Raw genomic sequence first — 22,453 nt, 5'->3', positions numbered from 1 at the left:
CATACATTTCCTCATGTTCCCATCTTATAAAAAAGAAGCCTGTTTGCACAGACTTCTTTTTTTATGAATTCATCGTTTTGATCAATAAATCGAAAAAAGCTTCATCATCTACATCCATACACACTTGGACATTACGCTCTTTCTCCCACTGATGCTGAAAATCACAGATCATTTGACCGTCACAAAACTCACTCTTCGTCTCCACTTCTACATGAAAAGCCTGTGTGCTTACAAGCTCCTTGTTAATGGCAAGACTTACAGCAAGCGGATCATGCATGGCACACGCCCACACACCATTGCGCTCAAAATAGCGCTGTCGGTAAATGCTTGTACTCTCTCTGATATAAGCTGCCAACGTTTCATTTTGAATGGCATCGATTCTCTCATCCGTTAACAAGACCTGTCTGGTGACATCTAACCCCACTTGAGTCAATGAAGGGAATCCAGCATCCAGCACCAATTTCGCTGCTTCTGGGTCTGCATATGTATTGAATTCCGCAACTGGTGAGACGTTCCCCTGCCCCTTCACGACACCACCCATAAAAATGACCTCTTTCACATGATGAATCAGCTCAGGGCATTTTTTTACCGCAAGGGCTAAATTCGTTAAAGGCCCTGTCAACACAAGCGTGACCTGATTCGAATACTGCAGCACTTGTTCAATGATAAAATCAGGCGCAAAACCAGCATCTGCTGTTTTCTTTGGCCGGGCATCCTTTAAAGCCCCGCCAATTCCATCCTCTCCGTGTACCCGATGTTCATAGTGAGGCGCTCTTAAAAGAGGAGTTGCTGAACCTTTGATGACAGGAATGTTATCTGCCTCAACCAGCTCAAGCACTTTACACGTATTCAATGTAGCCGCATCGACAGACACATTCCCGCATACCGTCGTAATCCCCAAAATATCAAACTGCTTACTTTTCACTGCCAGCAAAATCCCAATCGCATCATCGATTCCAGTATCTACATCTAAGATCAATTTCTTTGTATTTGCCATGGGTGAAATCTCTCCCTTTTAATAGTGTTGTTAGGTGAATGATAGCATATGCCTGTTTCAACTATTTGGGGTTAATCGGAAATTACTTGTTTGTTATTACTCTTTTTCTCCAATGTCTTTAAGATATTGTTCGCGTTCTTTTTTGGGGAGGCTTTTTAGGAAATTCTCTTTTAATTCCGGTTCATCTTTATATTTTTCCCAATCCCTGAATCGAATTGATAACTCGTATGAATAACTCATTGAACTAATTTCTTTAGTTCTATACTTTAAAGATGCAGAAAAATTGAACTTCTCAGGTTCATCGTTAACGTATCCTTTAACAATAATATAGCCCATAGGACTAATGGTAACTCCCTTTTTAAAAGTTATATCTTTTATAAATTGATGGATGTCCATTTCATGAAGATCTTTTTCTATTTTCGGTTTCATTTTTTCGGCTAGTTCTTCTGCCTTTTGTTGATCACTTTTCTCTTTTTCTTGCACAGTATTCTTTCCTCCTGAATCGCTAGTTTTATTTTGCTTATCATGTTGGATTAAAAGCACTGCCAACGATATGATTATTATTACAATTAGAGCAAATAAAACCTTTAATGTATTTTTCATTAGCAACTATATCCACCTTTTAAAAATTTAAAATATATTTTTAAACTTTATACTCTTTCAATCCCAGATCATAATAGATATTTAATAAACTATATAATATAATTATTATGATAAATATTACAGGAGTGACAGTTTTGTCTAAAAAGATATCAAGAATTATGCTTAGCGACGAAGACTACAATAAAATTTCGGACGAATCCTATAAAATAGAAAATTATAGTGATTCAAACATGATAAAAATAAGTAATGGTAACAACATGTACGTCATTGATTATAAAGAGACGGAAAAAGGGCTCAATGCCTTAACTCTTGTTTCTGAAGAGGATTTCACTCGATCTAATGGAGGCAAAGACCTCACCAAAATCAAAAACGCCGTCATCGCATACCGTGGTTCTGAACCGATTGGTGCAGGCCAATATAAAGATACCATTAAAAAACATGGAAAAAAAGAGTCAGATGATCTTCTTTCTACCATTTTGACGAAGCTGCCTCCTTTTAGTAGATCGAAGGGTTCACAGGAAGTGACGACTAAGCTGACAACAGGCACGACCGCCTATACAAATGAAATTGTTCAAGATTGGGTGGTTTCGGATACAAAGTATCTGATTAAAAATATTCCATTTGAGCATGGTGCAGAGAATCAAATGGTTCAAGCGGATCGATATGCGAAAGAAATACATAAGAAAATGCCGAATGCGAAAATGTATGTGACAGGTCATTCACTCGGCGGGTCAAATGCTTCCTATGTTCTTGTCAAAAACGACTTTATTCAAGGCGGGGTCACATTTGAGAATCCAAATATTTATCCAAATCTATCAGATGGTCTACAAGCTAAAGCATTAAAAGGCGATTACCGCAGCAGATTAACCGAATATATCAATCTCAATGACGGGCTTTCTCTTTTAAATCGCCATACGACAGAAATCGGCCGAGTGAAAGTGATGTATGATGCCGCTCTCCCCGAAGGTGTCGATTACTCCGAGGACTCCTCAAAAGCCGTCCAATTCATGAAAGACCTCCTCAATCGGGCAATGAGTGTGAATCCTTCACTGGATGCGAATTTATTCCTTGAAGCAATCGCTGGCAGCCATGGCTTAGATCGTTATACCTTTTCGCCAGGCGGCTCCGTTCAAACCATTGATGATATGTTGAGAAAAAACCCTTCACTTACCACGGCCATGTTACATCAGTTGAGCCAATCAAATGTTGATCCTCATAGTGTGGTGGCGATTTTAATTAAATCCCACGTTCTCATGAACACAGGGCGTAAATTCTCGACATATGCCGATCACCATATGCAGCAAATCATTCGCAAAATCGAGAAACTCGATGACAAAGTCGATCAATCTGTGGAACGGGTACGCTCAAGGTATAAACAAATTGTTGGCTTTGGTTCATATGATCAGCTGACGGCTTCAGATGTGGATACTGTGATTCGCCACTTAAAAACAGAGGGTCTTGAGAATGAGTTCTATTCGGTCAAAAAGTATGATACAGCGATTGATAACGCTATGAATTTAAAAAGATGGCTGGACTCAATATCAGATGATATGAGCGAGCTAGGAAAACAATACCACGATGCAGATACAGCCCTGGCGAAGAACATGGGTATTTCTTAAGGAGAACGACAAATGGAATTTTCAAAGAAACAACCAACAGATGCAGATCGTTTTTTGCAAAGAATGACAGATACGCATACATCAAGCTCCATCTTCTCAAAAGCAAACTTTGACACGGAAGACATGACACCAGCAGAGCTGGCAGCTTTGAAAGCAAAGATCAAAGAAGAACAGAAAACAGCACTTATCAGAGCTATCCGGCATCAGCTTCAAAATGAATTTGCAGAAGATCGCCAAGAAGCGGAAAAAATTTTAGATCTAATTGACGACCTTCTGGTCAAAGTGTATAAACAGCAACAGCGCATCCATACGCACATGTCAGGTGAAGCCATAGACGCCTTAATAGAAAAAATTGAACAAAGACTCAAATTTTACGAACTGAAAGAAGATGTTCAATCTGCCATCAACTCGATTGGCATTTAGATGAACCTTCCATCCGATGAATCTTTTCCCCGCCTCACTCGTATATACTAAAAGAGTGATTGATTTGAAAGGAGATCTGTTTGTGGGATATATTTTGTTATTTTCGGTTGTGATCGGTCTTGTCTTGACCCTTTTGCTCACACCGCTCAGGTTGATCGTTAGAAAGAAAGGAACAGAACAGCAGGTGCCGCTCATGTGGATTGCAGGCCTTGCTTTGCTGTTCATGATCGGTATTTTTGTTTTCTATTACATTACCAATTTAGACCGTAACCCTTCATCTCTATGGCTGATTGGACTTGTTGTGACAGCAGCAGGAGCCTTTTTGTCGGTTGGATTGGAGCGTAAAATCAAAGGCGTTCTGTTTCTTATTCTATTGCTGCTCGGTGTTTACATGGCGACAGCTTTTCTATTCAATGCGAATGAGAAATTCGATGTCTCCAAAATGGAGCAAAAAGTAGAAATCAAAGCATTTGATGAAAAAGAAACACCTGCGAGTGTGCCGCCTCAATTTGCCCGGAACAAAATGAAGAAATCGTTCGGACAGGTGCCAAACACAAGCTACTATGAACTTGGCAGCTTGCAAATTCAGAAGGTCAACGGTGAGTATGTATACATCGCTCCAGTGGAGTTCTCGGACTTCTTTAAATGGATTCGTGCAGGCAGCACGCCGGGCTATTTTACATTAAGTGCGACCGACTCCTCTGCTAATCCAAAGTTCGTGAAGACGGAGATGGTCTATACGCCTTCCTCCTATTTCAACAAAGAAATTGAGCGGCATATCCGTCTCCAGTACCCAGATTTAATTTTCTACGGCGGTACACAGCTGGAAATCAATGATGACGGCAAGCCTTATTACATTCAAACGTATGGCGATTTCATCTCTGCCCGAAACGGCTTTAAAGCTTCCGGTGTGGTCGTTGTTGATGCCAAAACAGGTGCGACGAAGAAATATGCTCTAGATCAAGTACCTGCCTTTATCGACGGTGCTGTTTCACCAGAGGCGGTCAGTCTGCAAAACAGCTATTTCGGAAACTATATTCACGGGTTCTGGAACAGTATGTTTGGAAAGTCAGATGTCAAGCTGCCTTCCGATGAAGGAACGGAAGCCAATGTGAGCCCTGTATTTGATTCAAAAGGAGATATGTATTACTTCACAGATTTCACAAGTCCGAAAGAGGGCGTTGATTCCATGCTCGGATATGCCCTGACAAATGCCCGGACAGGAAAAGCGACTTATTATACTGGAAATCTTGAAGAATCCTACATGGATTCTCAGGGCGCTCTGCAAATTATTGAGAAACGATTCATCGAGAAGAAATGGAAAGGCCGCATGCCAATTCTCTATAATTTCTATGGGGAAGCCAGCTGGCTCACACCGGTTCTCGATTCAAATGGATTCCTGCAAAACTACTTTATCGTTTCTGCAGCCAATCCAGAAATCGCTGCGTATGCTTCTACACCAAACGAAGCACTGAGAGCCTATAAGACAGCTCTTCAAAAAGGCGGCGGTACCGTTAATAGTTCCTCTAAGCAGGAAAAGAAAGAAGCAGCAGGGAAGGTCAAACGAGTCTACAAAGAAAAGACTGGTGATTATACAACCGTCACCTTCCTGCTAGACGATGGAAAAAGCTACACCATGTCATCTGAAAAAGAACCTCTCGTCATTTATTTAAAAGAAGGCGATCAGGTCACGATGAAATATACAGATACAGGTGAGATTTTCCTTCCAGTCGATGAAATCAAAATTAAAGGGTTATAAAAAAAGACGTTTCTCCTACTGAGGAGAAGCGTCCTTTTTCTCTTTCCTTAACAATTCAACGAGCAATTCCTTATTTTTATTTCCCCCGGTCATCGGTGACTCGACATAGGAGAACTTTCGTTTGAAATCCATGCCTCTGACAGAAATAACAGCCAATTCACCGCCAATGCTGCCTCGCTGGAGGACATATTTAGATAAAACAGAAAGACCCATTCCATGGATCACAGCTTCTTTAATCGCTTGATTGCTGCTAAAGGTCACAAAGGTTCGCGCTTTCAGTCCATTTGATTTCAGGACATGCTGTAGATATTCTCCTGTCCCTGATCCCTCTTCTCTCGTGATCCATGTTTCGTTTTGTAATTGATCAATGGTGACATCTTTTTTCTTGGCAAAAGGATGATCTAATGGCGCCACAATATAAAGTTCGTCCTCTAGAAAAGTTTCTACAGAAAGCTCTTTGTCATTGGTCTGTCCTTCGATCAAACCGATGTCGACATGGAATAAACGGACATGTCTGGCGATCGCCTCTGTATTATCAATGACCACCTCAATATCAACATGCGGATAGAGCTGATGAAACTCCGCCAATATTTGCGGCAGCACATACTCACCAATGGTGAAGCTCGCTCCGATGGTCAGCTTTCCTCTTGCCAGGTGGTGATGCTCATAAATGTCCTGCTTCGCCTGTTCATAGAGACGAATGATTTGTTTTGATCGATGGTACAGCATATCCCCTGTTGGTGTAACGGTTAATTGCTTTGGTGAACGATTCAGCAGAACGGTCTGGAATTCCTGCTCCAAGTTCTTAATATGAAGACTGACACTCGGTTGAGAAATCCGTAGCTTTTGGGCTGCTTTTGTAAAGTTCTTCTCCTCCACCACTGTCACAAATGTCTTCAGTGCATCGTAATACATCGGTCCCTCTCCTATCAGAAATCTTAATCCAACACCTTACCTATATATATCTTACTAATTCCTTCTCAGCACGTAAAGAACCGCCTAAACGAAAACAATTTAATAAAAATATTTACTAATTTTTTTAAAGACTCTATACTAAGAGGAGATATTTTCTATAGGAGGTGCTGATTTGGCAGCTAAAATAAAGGACATTGCAGAAAAAGCAGGCTTATCCATTGCAACGGTATCTCGCGTACTGAATCAAGATCCCAACCTATCTGTCACCGATCAAACACGCGAAAAAGTATATGCCGCCGCAGAAGCTTTGTCCTACCAAAAGAAGACATTCAAACATTCATTAAAAAAAATCGCCTTTCTCTATTGGATGACCGAAAAGGAAGAGCTTGAAGATATTTATTTTAAATCCATTCGACTCGGCATTGAGGAACTCACCAATACTCGGAGCTTAAATGTTACCGCTTACAATCCATCTGATGGGCTTCAATCCATTGATCCTGCTACAGAAGGAATCATCGCCATCGGCCGATTTAAAACGTCAGAGCTTGACCAATTATATGCGATCACTCCGCACATTGTCTTTATTGATACGACGCCAGATGAAGACCGTTTTGATTCTGTAAAGCCGAACCTGAAACGAATTGTTGAAAAGATCATCGATTCTTTTATCGAAAAAGAGCACACATCTATTGGATTCATTGGCGGCACAGACCTTGATCTGAATACGAATGTACACATTCCAGATATTCGTGAAACGACTTTCCGTGAATACATGATGACCCGCAATGTGCTTGATGAGCGATTGGTCTATATCGGTCACCATTTCTCAGTAGATGAAGGCTATTCACTGATGATGAAGGCGATTGACGAGCTTGGTGATGATCTGCCCACCGCTTTTTGTGTCGCTAGTGACCCTCTTGCCATCGGCTGCTTACAAGCATTAAATGAGCGAGGATTTTCTCTGCCGAACCGCGTCAGCGTCTTTAGTATCAACGATATTCATGTGTCTCAATATGTATCGCCGCCGCTCACCACATATCACATCCATACGTCTTTACTTTGTGAGACGGCGATCGATTTACTTTTAGAAAGACTTGTGGACGGCAGAACATTGCCTAAAACTGTGCTGATTGCGTCAGAACCTGTTTTTCGGAAAAGCACCATATAATCAACTGGAAGTCCCTCCTCATTTGGAGGGCTTCTTTTCTCTCTATACAAGTAAAAAATTTTACTTAATAAATTTAATAAAATATGTTTACTTTTTTTACTTAAGTTGATATTCTCACATTAAGAAAGCGTTTTCTTATCATCTGTGAAAAAAGAACGAGAGGGGATTACCAATGAAAAAGGGAAAATGGGCGACATTATCAGCAGTTGTTGGTACTGCTGTGCTTCTGCTTTCAGCATGCGGGCCAGGAGATGACAATTCAAGCGGGACTCAGCCGGCATCTACAGGTACAAAGACCTTGCTAGTATGGGAGGATGTCAAAAAATCTGATGGGATTCAAGACGCTGTAAAAGAATTTGAAAAACAAAACGATGTGAAAATCAATGTGGTCGAAAAAGCGTATGCCGACCAAATCGAAGCTCTCCGCCTTGATGGAGCAGCCGGGACAGGCCCAGACGTCATCACGATGCCTCACGATCAAATTGGATCAGCCGTCACTGAGGGGCTGTTACAGGAAATCAAGCCTGATCAAAAAGTGATCGATTCCTTTACAGACGAATCCATTCAATCACAAACGATAGACGGCAAGCTGTATGGCCTTCCTAAATCCGTTGAAACGACAGTGCTTTTCTATAACAAAGACCTTGTCAATAAGGCACCAACTACACTAGATGGCTGGTATGACCTTTCGAAAAAGCTGACAAAAGACGGGAAATACGGTTTTGTAGCGAAATGGGATGAAATTTACTATGCACAAAGTGTGTTAGGCGGATCAGGAGGCTATATTTTCAAACAGAAAAGTGATGGCTCCTATGATGTAAATGATATTGGCCTGAACAACGATGGCGCTGTTGAAGGCGGAAAATACATTCAAACATTCTTTAGCGAAGGACTTTTCCCGAAAGGCATCATTGGTGAACAAGGAATCAATGTCCTCAACTCCTTATTCACAGAGAAAAAGGCCGCAGCTGTCATTTCTGGTCCATGGTCATTTGGTCCATATAAAGAAGCTGGTATTGACTATGGCGTAACAGAGCTGCCAACACTCCCTAATGGAAAGCATATGAGCTCATTCTTAGGTGTAAAGAGCTACAACGTCTCCTCTTATTCTAAAAATAAAGACCTTGCTGAGAAATTTGTTGAATTTATCACGAATGAAAAAAATTCGAAGAAGCGATTCGAAGTGACAGAGGAAATTCCACCAGTGAAAAAGCTGATGAAGGATCCAATCATCACAGGAAACGCCAATGCGGATGCTGTTTCAAAACAAACGAAATATGCCACGCTGACACCGAATACCCCTGAAATGGCAGAGGTATGGAAGCCGATTGACAGCGCATTAGGTCTCATTGCAACCGGCCGGACAGATGTGAAAAAGGCATTTGATGATGCCGTCAATCAAATCGACTCTCAAATTAAAGCAAATCACTCTAAGTAATCATCAAACACGGGTAGCCTTTAAGTCTATCAAGCTGCCCGTATTTGATCTAATTTCATATGAAGTAGGTGTTAGACGTGACGGGTAACCTTGAACTAGACCGCACACACATAGTGGAATCAAAGACACACCGGAGACGGGCGCTAATGTTCTCCTTAATACCCGGGATGGGGCAGATGTACAACAAACAGTACGGCAAAGGGGCACTTTTTTTCCTGTTCGGCGTCTCTTTTTTCATCGTATTTTATGATTTATTCAATATTGGCTTTTGGGGGCTGTTCACACTTGGTACGATGCTGCCTCGTGACAACTCTGTTTTTCTTTTAGCAAAAGGGATTATTGCGCTGTTAACAGCTTGTTTTGGTATCGGCTTTTACGTACTCATGATGCGTGATGCTTTTATGAACGGAAAGAAACGTGATCAAGGGGTTCCGCTCCATTCCATCCGAGCTCAATATCATCAGCTGATCGACCAAGGCTTTCCTTACTTAATGAGCACTCCTGCTTTCTTTTTACTTCTATTCTCTGTTGTCTTTCCTATTATGTTCAGCTTTGCGCTTGCCTTTACGAACTACGATTTATACCACTCGCCTCCTGCCAATCTGATCGATTGGGTAGGGATCAAGAACTTTCAAAATATCTTTTCAATTGATATTTGGAGAGACACTTTCATTGATGTACTTGGCTGGACCGTCGTATGGACGTTGGCTGCTTCGACCCTTCAATGTGCTGTCGGCATCTTTCTAGCGGTTCTGCTCAATCAGAAGGATTTAAAAGGAAAACGTTTTTTTAGAACCATTTTGATTCTCCCTTGGGCTGTTCCGGGTTTTGTGACCATTTTGGTGTTTGCCGGACTGTTCAACGATACATTTGGAGCCATTAACAACACACTTTTTGCATCGATTGGAATTGATCCAAAACCATGGCTGACAGATCCATTTTGGAGCAAAATTGCCCTCATTGCGATGCAGACTTGGCTTGGATTTCCTTTTGTTTTCATTATGACAACCGGTGTTTTGCAAGCAATTCCAGAGGATCTATACGAAGCTGCGACCATTGATGGGGCAAACTTCTTTCAGAAATTCCGGTCCATCACGTTACCGCTTGTCCTTTATTCCATTGCGCCTATATTAATCACGCAATATACGTTTAACTTTAACAACTTTAATATCATCTACTTATTTAATGGCGGAGGACCTCCTGTCGCTGGCTCAACTGCTGGGGGAACGGACATCTTGGTTTCTTGGATTTACAAACTCACGATGCAGTCTTCTCAATATGCACTTGCTGCCGCTGTCACGATCTTACTTTCAATCTTTGTCATCGCCATTGCACTCTGGCAGTTTAAGAGAACGAATTCATTCAAAGAGGAGGACATGATGTGATATGGGATCAAAACAAAACAAGCTCATTCGCCTGAGCATCACTTATTCTATCCTTTTCATTGCCTCCATTTGTATTCTATATCCACTGCTTTGGACGATCGGTGCTTCCTTTAACCCTGGGAACAGCCTCATGAGTACAAGCATGTTTCCGAAGAATCCAACGTTCAGCCACTTCACCGAGCTGTTCTTCGGTCAGGGGGCACTTTATGCAAAATGGTATTGGAACTCAATGAAGATCAGTATTGCCACAATGGTTTTAACGCTCGTTCTTGTCAGTTTTACAGGCTATGCCTTTTCCAGATTCCGCTTCAAAGGACGGAAAAATGGGCTGATGCTCTTTTTGCTGCTGCAAATGATTCCTCAATTTTCAGCGCTGATAGCGATTTTTGTTCTTGCTCAAATGCTTGGACTCATTAACAGCCACCTTGCCCTGATTTTGATTTATGCAGGTGGACAAATTCCGATGAATACGTATTTAATGAAAGGCTATCTTGATGCGATTCCAAAGGATCTCGATGAATCAGCCAGAATGGACGGCGCAGGGCATTTTCGGATTTTCATCCAAATTATTATGCCGCTCGCTAAGCCCATCTTAGCTGTTGTCGCCATCAACTCATTTACAGGTCCGCTGGGTGATTTCATCATTTCCAGTGTCATTGTCCGCTCACCCGAAATGTATACGCTCCCAATCGGTCTGTACAATCTTGTGTCAGACAAAATGGGTGCAAGCTACACGACCTTTGCAGCCGGGGCTTTACTCATTGCGATTCCAGTTGCTTTATTGTTCCTTGTTTTACAAAAACAATTTGTGTCCGGTCTCACACAAGGCGGGACAAAAGGATAAGGGGAGATTTGATGAAGAAATGGTTGCTTGTCACTGTTGTCGTTTTCTTTCTGATGGGATTAGGTATTCTGCCTGAAGCAAGGGCAGATACGATTTCTGTGAAACCGATCAATGGACTGCAAGGTGATTTCATCAAGGGAGCCGATATCTCGATGCTTGCAGAAGTGGAGAAAAGCGGCGGCAAATACTACAACCAGAACGGACAGCAGGTTGATCCGCTCAAGCTATTAAAGGATAAAGGCGTCAACTATGTGCGTATCAGACTGTGGAACCATCCATATGACAATCAAGGCCGTGCCTATAACGGCGGCACAAATGATCTCAATACAGCCATCGCTTTATCGAAACGTGCAAAAGCACAAAACATGAAAGTGCTGCTTGATTTTCACTACAGTGATTTCTGGACTGACCCCGGTAAACAATTCAAACCGAAAGCGTGGGCATCCCTCTCACAAAACGATTTAGAAAAAGCGGTCGGCACTTACACAGGTGATGTGCTCAAAGCGATGAGAGCGCAAAATGCCTTGCCGAACATGGTTCAAGTCGGGAATGAGTTGAACTCAGGTATGCTGTGGCCAAACGGAAAAAGCTGGGGTGAAGGCGGTGGTGAATTTGACCGGCTCGCTGCTCTGCTAAAAGCTGGTACAAATGCCGTCCGCTCTGTCGATTCAAACATCAAAATCATGCTTCATCTTGCACATGGCGGAGACAATGGTGCATCCCGCTGGTGGTTTGATGAAATCACAAAACGAGGCGTCTCCTTCGATACGATCGGTTTATCTTATTACCCGTATTGGGACGGCGGCTTTAGCGGTCTTACGTCCAATATGAATGATATTAGTGCCCGCTATAACAAAGATGTCATCGTGGTAGAAACTGCTTACGGCTTTACGACAGCAAACGGTGACAACCTAGATAACTCATTTAACCAAGACTCTGTCAATACTGCCGGCTATCCAGCCTCACCTCAAGGTCAGGCATCTTTTATACGAGATCTATCCGAAAAAATTTCACAAGTAAAAAACAACCGCGGGAAGGGGTTCTTTTATTGGGAGCCGCTTTGGATTCCAGCAAAAGGCGCTCCGTGGTCTAGTCAATACGGGCTCGCTTATATCCAAACAACCGGGACTATCGGAAATGCGTGGGAAAATCAAGCGATGTTTGATTTCAACGGAAAAGCACTGCCTTCTCTTGATGTATTTAAACAAATGACACCGTAACTAAAAGGATAGGACGTGACAAAATGGGAAAGCGTTACCCACTCGTTCACCCAAATGTGAAAGGTTTTTTGCATGGTGGCGATTACAATCCAGATCAATGGCTCCATATGCCAGAGATCATAGACGAAGATTTTCGATTAATGAAGCTTGCACACTGTCAAACATTCTCCATCAACATTTTCGCATGGAGTAAGCTAGAGCCAGCAGAGGGTCAGTATGACTTTGCATGGCTGGATGACATCATGGACCGCTTGGCAGCACAGGGGGCACACGCCATTCTCGCAACGCCAAGCGGAGCAAGACCTGCTTGGCTGTCACAAACATATCCAGAAGTATTGCGCGTCGAAGCGAATCGTCAGCGTAACTTACATGGACTGCGCCATAATCATTGCTTCACCTCTCCGGTTTATCGAGAAAAAACGAATACACTCAACCGGCTGCTTGCGGAACGCTACAAGGATCATCCAGCACTGATCATGTGGCACATTTCGAATGAGTACGGCGGCGAGTGTCATTGCGACCTGTGCCAAGAAGCATTTCGAGACTATTTGAAGGACAAATACAACCACGATCTTGAGGCTTTGAATCAAGCATGGTGGACGGGATTTTGGAGCCACACGTATAGTGATTGGTCACAAATCGAGTCACCCGCACCACACGGGGAGCACATGATTCACGGCATGAACCTGGATTGGAAGCGCTTTGTCACAGCACAAACGATCAATTTTTATCAAAATGAAATTAAGCCGCTGCGGGAATTGACGCCTCATATCCCAGTAACCACGAACTTTATGGGCGACTATCCGCATATGCGTCCATTTCTTGGGCTGGATTATCATCAATTTGCAAAAGAGGTCGATGTGATCTCATGGGATAGCTATCCTGCTTGGCACAGCGGCAGAGAAACAACGGCCGAATTAGCATCGAACGTTGCCTTTGTACATGATTTGTATCGTTCCTTAAAGGACGGACAGCCGTTTCTCGTCATGGAGAGTACGCCGAGCCTTGTAAACTGGCATGAAGTGAACAAGGTCAAACATAAAGGCATGGCACACCTTTCTGCCATGCAGGCAATTGCCCACGGATCAGACTCCGTGCTTTATTTCCAGTGGCGGCAAGGCCGAGGCGCCTCTGAGAAATTCCACGGTGCCGTTGTCGATCATTCTGGTCATGAACATACGCGCGTGTTTCAAGAGGTAGCTGATCTAGGGAAACAACTGGAGCAGCTGCACCCAATTGCGGGCACATCCGTTCAGCCAGAGGTCGCCATCATTTATGATTGGGAAAATCACTGGGCCATTGATGATGCGCAAGGCTTAAATAATACAAACAAACGCTATGTAGAGGCTTGTCAAACTCACTATCGAAGCTTTTGGAAAAAAGGGATCTCTGTTGACATAGTCGGGATGGAAAAGGATTTCTCATCCTATCGTGTGCTCATTGGGCCAATGCTCTACATGATCAAACCAGGCGTTGCAGAAAAAATTGAAGCCTTTGTCAAAGCGGGCGGCATTTTTATCGCGACTTACTGGAGCGGCATAGTCGACGAAAATGATCTCTGTTTCCTCGGCGGTTTTCCTGGCCCTCTCCGCCATGTACTTGGCATTTGGGCAGAGGAAATCAACACATTGATGCCTGATGAACATGTGTTAATGACCACAGGGAATGGACGCACCTATCATGTCGGACAATATTGCGAATCTATACATCCTGAAACGGCCTCTGTGTTAGGGCATTTTGAGAATGGCTGCTACGAAGGACAGCCAGCCCTGACTGTCCGTTCATTAGAAAAAGGGAAAGCATACTATATGGCCTCAGAAAATGAGCAGTCTTTTTATGATGAGTTTTACGAAGACCTTATCGCAGGTATTGGCATACAGCCCGTCCTATCCACTGCCATTCCAGAAGGAATCAGTGTACAAAAACGAACAGACGGTACGCAGGACTATGTGTTTTTGATGAATTTTACAGAAGAGCAGCAGAACATGTCACTAGATTCAGAGGCAAGCTATGAGAATATGCTGACTGGACAGCAAGTACCTGAGCAGCTTCAACTTGATCCTTACGAGTACGTCGTCTTAAAAAATAGTTGAAAGAAGCGTCCATTTATTGGACGCTTTTTGATTTAAATAAGCATAAATACCCATATTAATTATGATGAATTTAATCATTATTTTTTATCTAAATTTTTTTACAATATTTGATGCCGCATCATGTCTGGTCCCTCCATCCTTTTTTACCATTGTATAGGTATGAAAGCGGTTGCCTAATACTCATATTTTTGATACCCTTTTTTTCAATGCAGATATGGGACTGCATTGTGATAAAAAGAGCAAGAAAATGTAAACGGTTTATTGTAGGGGGAGGGACTTATGTTAACGTTTGTTGGATTGTTGATTATTTTAACGATTGTTCTATTGCTGATTTGGGGGAAAGCAAGTCCAATTGTCGCCATGGTCATGGTGCCTTTAATCGGGGCATTCATCGCAGGATTTGGGATTAATGACATTCAATCATTCTTTGAAGAAGGGATTATCAAAGTACTGCCAGTGGCGACCATGTTCATCTTCGCCATTTTATTTTTTGGCATTTTACAAGATACAGGGTTCTTTGAACCTGTAATAAAAACGCTGATTAAACTGACAAAGGGAAATGTGGTCACAGTGGCAATGGGGACAGCTCTAATAGGAGTCATCGCTCATTTAGACGGAGCAGGAGCGACTACATTTTTATTAACTGTACCTGCACTGCTTCCACTTTATAAAAAATTACATATGAGTCCGTACTTATTGCTGTTATTGATCGGGACAAGTGCTGGCTTAACGAATATGGTGCCGTGGGCAGGCCCCACAGGGCGGGCAGCAAGTGTGTTGAATATGGACCCATCTGAACTATGGGTGCCGCTCATTCCCATTCAGCTCATTGGGGTCGTTCTCGTATTAGGAATGGCATTTATTTTAGGAAAAAGGGAAGAAAAACGCATTCGGGTGAAAATCGCCGCAAATGAAATCGCTGCTGTTCAATTAGAAGGCGCAGATTGGGACCGGGCTATTCAATCCATTAGCGAGACAGGTGATGCCGCTTTAAAACGTTATCACTTGATTTGGGTGAATTTCATTCTGTTTATAGCCGTAGTTGTCCTTCTTGTGCTCAACGTGATTCCGGCTAGTTATATGTTTATGATTGGTCTTTCTCTTGCACTATTAATTAACTATCCGAAAGTGGATGTACAAATGGAGAGAATCAAGGCGCATGCACCTAGTGCACTCATGATGGCCGCTGTTATTTTCTCCGCAGGTTCATTTCTAGGAATTCTCGAAGGAACGGGAATGCTAAAAGCTATCGCTGTGGACAGTATTCAGATTCTACCAGCTTTCCTGCTTCCATTTTTACATATCATTGTCGGGCTGTTTGGGGTACCACTGGATATGCTGACAAGTACAGATGCTTATTATTATGCCCTTCTGCCAATTGTCGAATCAATCACATCTGAGGTCGGCGTGACGGGCACTTCTGCGGCGTATGCCATGATGATCGGAAACATCATAGGAACCTTTGTCAGCCCTCTCGCTCCAGCCGTTTGGCTTGCAATAGGTCTTGCAGGAGTCGATATGGGGAAACACATCCGCTACTCTTTCTTCTGGATGTGGGGATTCAGTATTGTTTTATTGATCGCTGCCAAACTGATAGGCATTATTTAAATAAAAAAGACATGCGCACAGCGACGCATGTCTTTTTTCATTATGAAGGATATTCACTTGTATGAATGTCTGCATTCGGCTTTCTAATAAGAGACATTAATCCAATGATAAACAATAGAACCATTGGAGCAAATGCAAGGCCAACTGTTCCAATTAAAAGAGTCACAGCAGAAACCAAGAAAAGAATACCTGAAAGCACGGCACGACGGTCAGTTTTCAAGAAAATCACACCTACAATCGACAGCACAGCCGCAATGGCGGAAACGACCATGAACTGAGTACCAAATGCATGAACCGAAGCCTGAAGCGTTTCAATCGGCAATGTTTCCCCTTCCTCTTTTAACACTTCATTGATTTCATCATAAAATGATGGACCCACAGAAAGGATTAATGCCCCAAACCCGACACCAATGGCATTGAGGACAATACTAATAATCCCCATAATTTTTTCACCTTTACGTTTAATCATGTGTAAACCTCCTAAAAAGTTAAATTAACCTGTTTTCACTTCTCGCTTTTGGAAGACGATTAAGGCAATAGCTAAGAAAATAGCCCAATAGATGACTAGGACGGTTAGTGAGAATCCTAGAGACATACCTTCGATAAGAGTAACCTGTTCCATAAAGTATTGGGATGGATCGTTTGCAAATAACAGATATTTTGACCAATCAAAGAAGAGCATTAAAATACCTGTGACTGATCCACCCACAATATACGCTAACACACTAATGGCAATGGAGATAGCTTCACTTCTAAACACTGTAGAAATGGCGAACGAAAGGGTTCCCAAAACGACAAACATCGCACAATGAGCAAGATAATAATAGACCATATTTGCAAACTGCGAACGTTCAATCACTTCACCATTTTGATACACCAAATTCACATAATCAGTGTTAAGTCCAAAGAAAATAGCACCCAATATGAATGACAAAATAAATAGCACCACAACAAGTAAAAGAGCATACAGCTGCACCGTAATATATTTAGATATTAGGATCTTTAGCCTTGATGGTGGACGAATCAATAATAATTTAATTGTACCATGCTTGTATTCAGCCGACACAATGGTGGAAGCAATAATGATCACAAACACACCGACTAGTTGAAGTAAATTGGCGTTTGTTTTCACATAATCCCATACACTGTGGCTAAACTGATCAGCCGGCGGCAAGTTATGCTTGATTCGATAATCATTAATAGCGATCTCTTTTTCAAGCTCTCTTTTAAAGAAACCATTCTCTGTCTCTTTGAGCTCCTTCTTGTTTTCCTTATTCATCATTTCTAGCTGGGTTTTCCAATCACCTGAAGCTTGATCTTTGTCATTTGTTTTCACTACAAAGATCAGCGTGGCAACCATACCTAACACAAGAAGCCCAACCATAATCCAAGTTCCAACACGATAACTGATCTTCATCCACTCGTTTTGAATGAGGCGAATCATACGTCTGCCTCCTTTTTACCTGTTAAGCTTAAGAACTTATCTTCTAAGGTTTGTTTTTCAATTTTGATCTCGTACAAATGAATAGATGCGCTGCTCAAATGACGGATTAATTCTGGCATTTTTTGTTCTGGCATAGAGAAAAATAAGTACTGCTCCTCTTCTCTTACAGTGACGCCTTCCTCAAATGCATCAATGAGCTTCTGTGCTCCTTCAAGCTCCCCGGCTGCTACCTTCATTCGATAATTAACCAAATCATCCTGCTTCGTCTCAGCACGCTGATCCTCAATCGCAATCAGCTTTCCGGTTTGGATAATTGCAAAGCGATCACACATCAATTCCATCTCTGACATGAGGTGGCTTGAAACAATTACAGCCAGCCCTTCTTCCTTCGCAAGCCTTCTCAAGTAATCTCGTATCATTCGAATCCCCTCAGGATCAAGTCCATTGGTCGGCTCATCTAAGATTAGCAGTTTCGGTCTATGTATGAGTGCCTGCGCAATGCCCAATCGCTGTTTCATTCCTAATGAAAATGTACGCACACGCTTATGTTTCACATGCTGTAAGCTGACTAGCTCTAACAGCTCATCAATTCGCGCTTCATCCACTTTCCCATTCATTCGGGCAAAGTGAACCAGATTTTGTCTTGCCGTTAAATGATTATACATTTCTGGATTTTCAATAATCGCACCGACATGTTGGATGGCATGCTGATAGGATGTTTGAATACTATGACCATTAATCAGAATGTCACCAGATGTAATGGGAGAAAGACCGACCATCATACGAATGGTTGTTGTTTTCCCTGCACCATTAGGTCCTAAGAAGCCAAAGACTTCGCCCGCTTGGACAGAAAAGCTCAAGTCTTGAACAATCTTTTTCCCGCTAATATGTCTAGATACATTATGCAGTTCTAAAACGTTCGTCACGTTACCTCTCCTTCTTTGTCTAAGTATCATCTATCATTCTATTTCCTGATAAACACCATGATCCGTCAAAAATAGAAGAACACTTCCATATGGTACAGCAATGCCCAAAAGTTGTGAAGGGGATTAGCCAAAATTTAGCGAATCATCCGCCTTTTTTAAGGTAGAGTTAAGGTAATGGTTTAAAAAACTCTAATTCTATATTACTTAAAGACTGTGGGATTCAAAATGTGATCCCGTCTTACTCTCGTAACATAAATATATAATAGAGGCATGCAATAAGATGTAAAGATAAGTCCCCCTGTTTTTTTTCAATACTCACTGTTGCAGGAGGTATTATTTTATCGTATGTAATTTCAGCTATCGTCTGCTCAGAGCTTTCTAATCTTACATGATTATTGGCAAAACCCTTCTTTAGATAATATGTAGTATCATTTATTACTAATTTCATCATTGGATTTATTTTGATTTTAGTTCTATCTTCTAATATTAACTTTCCTTTATCTTTACATTCTATCACCCAGTTTGAACGTAACATTGATTGGAGAGATTTATTTTCAATAGCCTTTACAATCATATTAGAATTCGAATCCATTACCTCAACATTCACATAAAACTCATCAAATATGTGATCAATCCACTTTTCAACTTTGTTTGTATAAAATCTTTTTATAAATCCAATGGTGACATCTTCTTTATTACTAATTGGTATACATTTGGTCGTTTTTTTGATTACAGGCTTCTTAAAATATCCAAACTCCATTTTTATCTCCCATTTATTTTTTGGACTCAATTAATTTATGAAATGATAAGCTTAAATTATTCTAATAATGTATACGGATATTCCTTTGAATAGTTCCTCATCATTTTAAAAACTGTATAAAAATATAAAACACCTAATTTATTAAGGGATATGTTTCCTTTAACAATTTAGGTGTTTTTTGTACAACTACAACATTCTTATACTTATTTCTTGCTCAGATTTAGCCTTCATCGGCAAGTTCTAATAGTATAACTTTTTTTATTTATATCTTCTTCACAAACTCTGATTTTAATTTCATTGCGCCGAAGCTAGGAATTTTACAATCAATGTTATGATCGCCTTCAACTAAACGAATGCCTTTGACCTTCGTTCCTATTTTCAAAACGGATGAAGAACCTTTTACTTTTAGGTCTTTAATGACAGAGACCGTGTCCCCATCACTTAACAAATTCCCATTCGCATCTTTGACCACAAGCTGTTCCTCTGCCGCTTGTTCTTGTTCAAGTGACCATTCATGCGCACATTCAGGACAAACCAGCAGACTGCCGTCCTCGTAAGTATAAGGTGAGCTGCACGAAGGACAATTCGGTAGATTAGACATTTTTGTTTCCTCCAACTTTCTACATCATTTATAACAATTTTACCACATTTCGATAGAAAGGAATGTGATAGAAAAGGAAACATTTTTCATCGTTTACTTTTTTATTCCAATTTCTAACACAGCCGCGATATTCCGGGCTGTTCTTTCTACATGAAGAGCCGCATCTCGTATCGCCTCAGACAGAGAGGTAATACCTGGAACGATACTAAACAGTGCATCAATTCCATGTTCGTGTACGACTCCACTGTCTTTTGCAAGAGAGCCTGCGATGCCAATCACAGGCAGATTATACTGCTTTGCTGCTTTGGCTACGCCGATTGGGGTTTTTCCATAAATGGTCTGCCGGTCAATTCGGCCTTCTCCCGTAATGACAAGGTCTGCCTCCTTGATGACGTCATCAAAATGAACAGCCTTCAGCACGATATCGATTCCTCTTTGCAAATCGGCTTGTAAAAAGCCTAATAAACTCGCACCAAGTCCTCCTGCCGCTCCTGCCCCTGCTGCATCTCCAAAGGAGACATTGAACTGCTTTTCAGCTACTTGTGCAAAATGAGCCAGATTCTTGTCTAACACTTGAACCATTTCTTCATCTGCTCCCTTTTGAGGACCGAAAACAGCAGACGCTCCTCTCTCACCCGTTAAAGGATTATCCACATCACAAGCCGCCTCCAGACGGACGGATTGCAGTCTTGGATCGAGTCCAGATAAATCAATTGAAGCTAATTGATGAAGTGCCCCGCCGCCTGACGTCAGGGAATGTCCTGTTTTATCAAGGAAATCTGCACCTAATCCTTGCATCATTCCAACGCCGCCATCATTTGTTGCACTTCCGCCAAGCCCAATGATCACGTGCTTCGCTCCTTTATCCAGAGCTGCAAGTATTAATTCACCAGTTCCTCTTGATGTCGTCCATAATGGATTACGTTTTTCTCGGGGTACAAGATGTAAACCAGAGGCTGCAGCCATCTCTATGACAGCAGTCTGACCGTCTCCTAACATGCCAAAAAAGGCATTCACTGGCTCACCAAGCGGGCCCGTGACCACTTGATGAACAATGTGTCCGCCAGTCGCATCAACCAACGATTGAACGGTCCCCTCTCCTCCATCTGCCATCGGCAGTTTGATATACTCTGCGTTTGGCAAAATAGAACGAAATCCTCGTTCAATGGCACATGCTGTCTCATAAGCAGATAAACTTTCTTTAAATGAATCTGGTGCGATCACAATTTTCATCCTAAAGCCCCTCTTTTCTTATCATGTCCTCAGCCAAACAGCTGGAAAACGCCAAAAATAATGGTCGATACAACGGTTAACGTCAAACCGATTAACGATTCAAAAGGCATGAGCTTCAAACGCTCTTTAATATCCATTTGAACACTTCCTGCTGTTGCATGGAAAAAGCTCCCGTGCGGCATATGGTCAAGCACTGTTGCGCCAGCATGAATCATGGCTGCCCCTGAAAGAGCAGATACACCAAGCCCAATCAGTGTTCCGCTAAACACACCACTCGCTACCGCCGTTCCTGCTGTTGTCGAAGCGGTCGCGGCTGACATAAATATCCCTGAAGTAGGCGCAAGTAAATATGGAGGTAAACCCGATGCATCCAGTGCCTGAATAAACACATCTTTTAAGGAAGAATTCGATACGATTCCTGCTAATGTACCTGTCCCTAATAACATGATCGCTACACCTGACATTTTATGAAGCCCCGACATCGCATAGTCATTGAGAAATTTCCCTTTTTTCATGAAAAGAGCACCTACAATCCCTCCAATCGGTAAAGCGATCATTGGGTCTATATTGATTTGAAAAAGCGGTCTTAAAGCCAACAATAAAATGGTCACCAGCGGACCAGCCAGTGCTTGAAAAAAAGCAGGTATTTGAACTTTACTTTGCCCAGTTTCCTCTTCAAGAACGGGCGTCCCTTTGTTTGCAAGCTTTTTAGCTAATACATATGTAACAGCCAACCCGAACACAGCCGGAATGACACCAGCAGCCATCATTGAAGTCAGAGGTACACCAAAAGCGTCTGAAGCGGCAATAGCATTCGGATTCGGTGACATGATATTTCCTGCCTTCCCCCCTCCAATCATAGCAAGGAGAATTCCCGTTTTTGAGAGCTTTGCGCGTTTGGCAATGGCTAGTGCGATGGGCGCTACCGTGATAACCGCAACATCTACAAAAACGCCCACTGTTGTTAAAATCATCGTTGCAAGAGCGAGTGCTAATAGTGCCCTCGCCTCACCAAGCCTTCTCACGATGGCCTCAGCGATAGATAACGCTGCACCTGATTCAATGAGGACACCAGCCAGTACACCTGCGGCCATAATTCTAAGGACAGCCGGAATCATGTCCTTAGCACCTTCCATCATCATGTTGACGGTCTGGACAATGTCTACACCGCCAACCAATCCGCCTATGAATGCACCTGCCAGCATGCCATAAGCAGGTGATACTTTTTTTAGAATGAGAACAATCGCGATCACAAGCGCCGCCATGGCTCCCAGAGTACTTACCGTCACATCTCCACCCATCCTAAATCCCTCCAAAATGTCTTTCTTCAATTGTAAGCGTTTACTAGAAGGGCCGTGTTGTGGATCTGGATGAACTTTTTTCACTTACCACTCTACTGAATTGTGCATTTGCACAA

20 protein-coding genes are annotated in these 22,453 nt (G+C 42.2%); 10 read left to right on the top strand and 10 right to left on the bottom strand.

What is annotated here, in order from left to right:
* Positions 1 to 61: 61 nt before the first annotated feature.
* Positions 62 to 997 (bottom strand): nucleoside hydrolase, encoded by a 936-nt coding sequence (locus EV579_RS10160; RefSeq protein WP_034624101.1) that lies wholly within the window; start codon positions 995 to 997, stop codon positions 62 to 64.
* Positions 998 to 1,093: 96 nt separating this feature from the next.
* Complete coding sequence (locus EV579_RS10155) at positions 1,094 to 1,600, bottom strand: hypothetical protein (RefSeq protein WP_025093750.1); 507 nt, start codon at positions 1,598 to 1,600, stop codon at positions 1,094 to 1,096.
* A gap of 107 nt (positions 1,601 to 1,707) precedes the next feature.
* Between EV579_RS10155 and EV579_RS10150 the strand changes: the two genes are divergently transcribed.
* From EV579_RS10150 to EV579_RS10140, 3 genes are all read left to right on the top strand, one after another.
* Positions 1,708 to 3,219, top strand: a complete 1,512-nt coding sequence (locus EV579_RS10150) for a lipase family protein (RefSeq protein ID WP_428839912.1) — start codon at positions 1,708 to 1,710, stop codon at positions 3,217 to 3,219.
* Positions 3,220 to 3,231: 12 nt separating this feature from the next.
* Positions 3,232 to 3,642 (top strand): hypothetical protein, encoded by a 411-nt coding sequence (locus EV579_RS10145; RefSeq protein ID WP_025093748.1) that lies wholly within the window; start codon positions 3,232 to 3,234, stop codon positions 3,640 to 3,642.
* 82 nt (positions 3,643 to 3,724) lie between these two features.
* Positions 3,725 to 5,401, top strand: coding sequence for a hypothetical protein (locus EV579_RS10140; RefSeq protein WP_024423958.1), 1,677 nt, complete (start codon positions 3,725 to 3,727; stop codon positions 5,399 to 5,401).
* A 15-nt stretch (positions 5,402 to 5,416) separates the two neighbouring features.
* On the opposite strand, the gene EV579_RS10135 is transcribed toward EV579_RS10140, so the two are convergent.
* Positions 5,417 to 6,316, bottom strand: a complete 900-nt coding sequence (locus EV579_RS10135; RefSeq protein ID WP_034281399.1) for a LysR family transcriptional regulator — start codon at positions 6,314 to 6,316, stop codon at positions 5,417 to 5,419.
* 172 nt (positions 6,317 to 6,488) lie between these two features.
* Between EV579_RS10135 and EV579_RS10130 the strand changes: the two genes are divergently transcribed.
* From EV579_RS10130 to EV579_RS10100, 7 genes are all read left to right on the top strand, one after another.
* The gene (locus EV579_RS10130; protein WP_048237924.1) at positions 6,489 to 7,484 is read left to right on the top strand and encodes a LacI family DNA-binding transcriptional regulator; all 996 of its coding nucleotides are present in this window, start codon (positions 6,489 to 6,491) and stop codon (positions 7,482 to 7,484) included.
* A gap of 172 nt (positions 7,485 to 7,656) precedes the next feature.
* The gene (gene ganS, locus EV579_RS10125) at positions 7,657 to 8,922 is read left to right on the top strand and encodes a galactooligosaccharide ABC transporter substrate-binding protein GanS (protein WP_133744364.1); all 1,266 of its coding nucleotides are present in this window, start codon (positions 7,657 to 7,659) and stop codon (positions 8,920 to 8,922) included.
* Positions 8,923 to 9,089: 167 nt separating this feature from the next.
* Positions 9,090 to 10,307: a galactooligosaccharide ABC transporter permease GanP gene (ganP, locus tag EV579_RS10120; RefSeq protein ID WP_281237591.1), complete on the top strand. Its 1,218-nt coding sequence runs from the start codon at positions 9,090 to 9,092 to the stop codon at positions 10,305 to 10,307.
* A gap of 1 nt (position 10,308) precedes the next feature.
* The gene (locus EV579_RS10115; RefSeq protein WP_133744363.1) at positions 10,309 to 11,151 is read left to right on the top strand and encodes a sugar ABC transporter permease; all 843 of its coding nucleotides are present in this window, start codon (positions 10,309 to 10,311) and stop codon (positions 11,149 to 11,151) included.
* An 11-nt stretch (positions 11,152 to 11,162) separates the two neighbouring features.
* Positions 11,163 to 12,371 (top strand): glycoside hydrolase family 53 protein, encoded by a 1,209-nt coding sequence (locus tag EV579_RS10110; RefSeq protein ID WP_133744362.1) that lies wholly within the window; start codon positions 11,163 to 11,165, stop codon positions 12,369 to 12,371.
* Positions 12,372 to 12,394: 23 nt separating this feature from the next.
* Positions 12,395 to 14,464: a beta-galactosidase gene (locus EV579_RS10105; protein ID WP_133744361.1), complete on the top strand. Its 2,070-nt coding sequence runs from the start codon at positions 12,395 to 12,397 to the stop codon at positions 14,462 to 14,464.
* A gap of 279 nt (positions 14,465 to 14,743) precedes the next feature.
* Positions 14,744 to 16,072, top strand: coding sequence for a CitMHS family transporter (locus tag EV579_RS10100; RefSeq protein WP_133744360.1), 1,329 nt, complete (start codon positions 14,744 to 14,746; stop codon positions 16,070 to 16,072).
* A 40-nt stretch (positions 16,073 to 16,112) separates the two neighbouring features.
* Here the strand turns inward: EV579_RS10100 and EV579_RS10095 are convergent, their stop codons facing one another.
* From EV579_RS10095 to EV579_RS10065, 7 genes are all read right to left on the bottom strand, one after another.
* A complete protein-coding gene (locus tag EV579_RS10095; protein WP_024423966.1) occupies positions 16,113 to 16,541 on the bottom strand; it encodes a DUF4064 domain-containing protein in 429 nt (142 codons plus the stop codon).
* A 24-nt stretch (positions 16,542 to 16,565) separates the two neighbouring features.
* Entirely contained in the window at positions 16,566 to 17,516 is a 951-nt protein-coding gene (locus EV579_RS10090) for an ABC transporter permease (RefSeq protein ID WP_103131820.1), read from the bottom strand.
* The gene (locus tag EV579_RS10085; protein ID WP_024423968.1) at positions 17,513 to 18,442 is read right to left on the bottom strand and encodes an ABC transporter ATP-binding protein; all 930 of its coding nucleotides are present in this window, start codon (positions 18,440 to 18,442) and stop codon (positions 17,513 to 17,515) included. The genes EV579_RS10090 and EV579_RS10085 overlap by 4 nt, the downstream gene beginning before the upstream one ends.
* Before the next feature lie 238 nt (positions 18,443 to 18,680).
* A complete protein-coding gene (locus EV579_RS10080) occupies positions 18,681 to 19,202 on the bottom strand; it encodes a tubby C-terminal domain-like protein (protein ID WP_133744359.1) in 522 nt (173 codons plus the stop codon).
* Between the two features lie 262 nt (positions 19,203 to 19,464).
* Complete coding sequence (locus EV579_RS10075; protein ID WP_024423969.1) at positions 19,465 to 19,803, bottom strand: zinc ribbon domain-containing protein YjdM; 339 nt, start codon at positions 19,801 to 19,803, stop codon at positions 19,465 to 19,467.
* A gap of 93 nt (positions 19,804 to 19,896) precedes the next feature.
* Entirely contained in the window at positions 19,897 to 21,036 is a 1,140-nt protein-coding gene (locus tag EV579_RS10070) for a glycerate kinase (protein ID WP_133744358.1), read from the bottom strand.
* Between the two features lie 29 nt (positions 21,037 to 21,065).
* Positions 21,066 to 22,337, bottom strand: a complete 1,272-nt coding sequence (locus EV579_RS10065) for a GntP family permease (RefSeq protein ID WP_133744357.1) — start codon at positions 22,335 to 22,337, stop codon at positions 21,066 to 21,068.
* Between the last annotated feature and the right edge of the window lie 116 nt (positions 22,338 to 22,453).

The organism is Bacillus sp. BK450, from assembly GCF_004364885.1.
GTDB lineage: Bacteria > Bacillota > Bacilli > Bacillales > Bacillaceae > Bacillus > Bacillus safensis.
Note: the sequence above shows the minus strand (reverse complement) of the source record. Positions and strands in the feature narration are given on the sequence as shown.

What these genes read in the sequence shown, in the direction of transcription:
- EV579_RS10160 (WP_034624101.1), bottom strand. Translation starts at nt 997, where the DNA reads ATGGCAAATACAAAGAAATTGATCTTAGATGTAGATACTGGAATCGAT.
- EV579_RS10155 (WP_025093750.1), bottom strand. Translation starts at nt 1,600, where the DNA reads ATGAAAAATACATTAAAGGTTTTATTTGCTCTAATTGTAATAATAATC.
- EV579_RS10150 (WP_428839912.1), top strand. Translation starts at nt 1,708, where the DNA reads ATGATAAATATTACAGGAGTGACAGTTTTGTCTAAAAAGATATCAAGA.
- EV579_RS10145 (WP_025093748.1), top strand. Translation starts at nt 3,232, where the DNA reads ATGGAATTTTCAAAGAAACAACCAACAGATGCAGATCGTTTTTTGCAA.
- EV579_RS10135 (WP_034281399.1), bottom strand. Translation starts at nt 6,316, where the DNA reads ATGTATTACGATGCACTGAAGACATTTGTGACAGTGGTGGAGGAGAAG.
- ganS (WP_133744364.1), top strand. Translation starts at nt 7,657, where the DNA reads ATGAAAAAGGGAAAATGGGCGACATTATCAGCAGTTGTTGGTACTGCT.
- ganP (WP_281237591.1), top strand. Translation starts at nt 9,090, where the DNA reads ATGGGGCAGATGTACAACAAACAGTACGGCAAAGGGGCACTTTTTTTC.
- EV579_RS10115 (WP_133744363.1), top strand. Translation starts at nt 10,309, where the DNA reads ATGGGATCAAAACAAAACAAGCTCATTCGCCTGAGCATCACTTATTCT.
- EV579_RS10110 (WP_133744362.1), top strand. Translation starts at nt 11,163, where the DNA reads ATGAAGAAATGGTTGCTTGTCACTGTTGTCGTTTTCTTTCTGATGGGA.
- EV579_RS10105 (WP_133744361.1), top strand. Translation starts at nt 12,395, where the DNA reads ATGGGAAAGCGTTACCCACTCGTTCACCCAAATGTGAAAGGTTTTTTG.
- EV579_RS10100 (WP_133744360.1), top strand. Translation starts at nt 14,744, where the DNA reads ATGTTAACGTTTGTTGGATTGTTGATTATTTTAACGATTGTTCTATTG.
- EV579_RS10095 (WP_024423966.1), bottom strand. Translation starts at nt 16,541, where the DNA reads ATGATTAAACGTAAAGGTGAAAAAATTATGGGGATTATTAGTATTGTC.
- EV579_RS10090 (WP_103131820.1), bottom strand. Translation starts at nt 17,516, where the DNA reads ATGATTCGCCTCATTCAAAACGAGTGGATGAAGATCAGTTATCGTGTT.
- EV579_RS10080 (WP_133744359.1), bottom strand. Translation starts at nt 19,202, where the DNA reads ATGGAGTTTGGATATTTTAAGAAGCCTGTAATCAAAAAAACGACCAAA.
- EV579_RS10075 (WP_024423969.1), bottom strand. Translation starts at nt 19,803, where the DNA reads ATGTCTAATCTACCGAATTGTCCTTCGTGCAGCTCACCTTATACTTAC.
- EV579_RS10070 (WP_133744358.1), bottom strand. Translation starts at nt 21,036, where the DNA reads ATGAAAATTGTGATCGCACCAGATTCATTTAAAGAAAGTTTATCTGCT.
- EV579_RS10065 (WP_133744357.1), bottom strand. Translation starts at nt 22,337, where the DNA reads ATGGGTGGAGATGTGACGGTAAGTACTCTGGGAGCCATGGCGGCGCTT.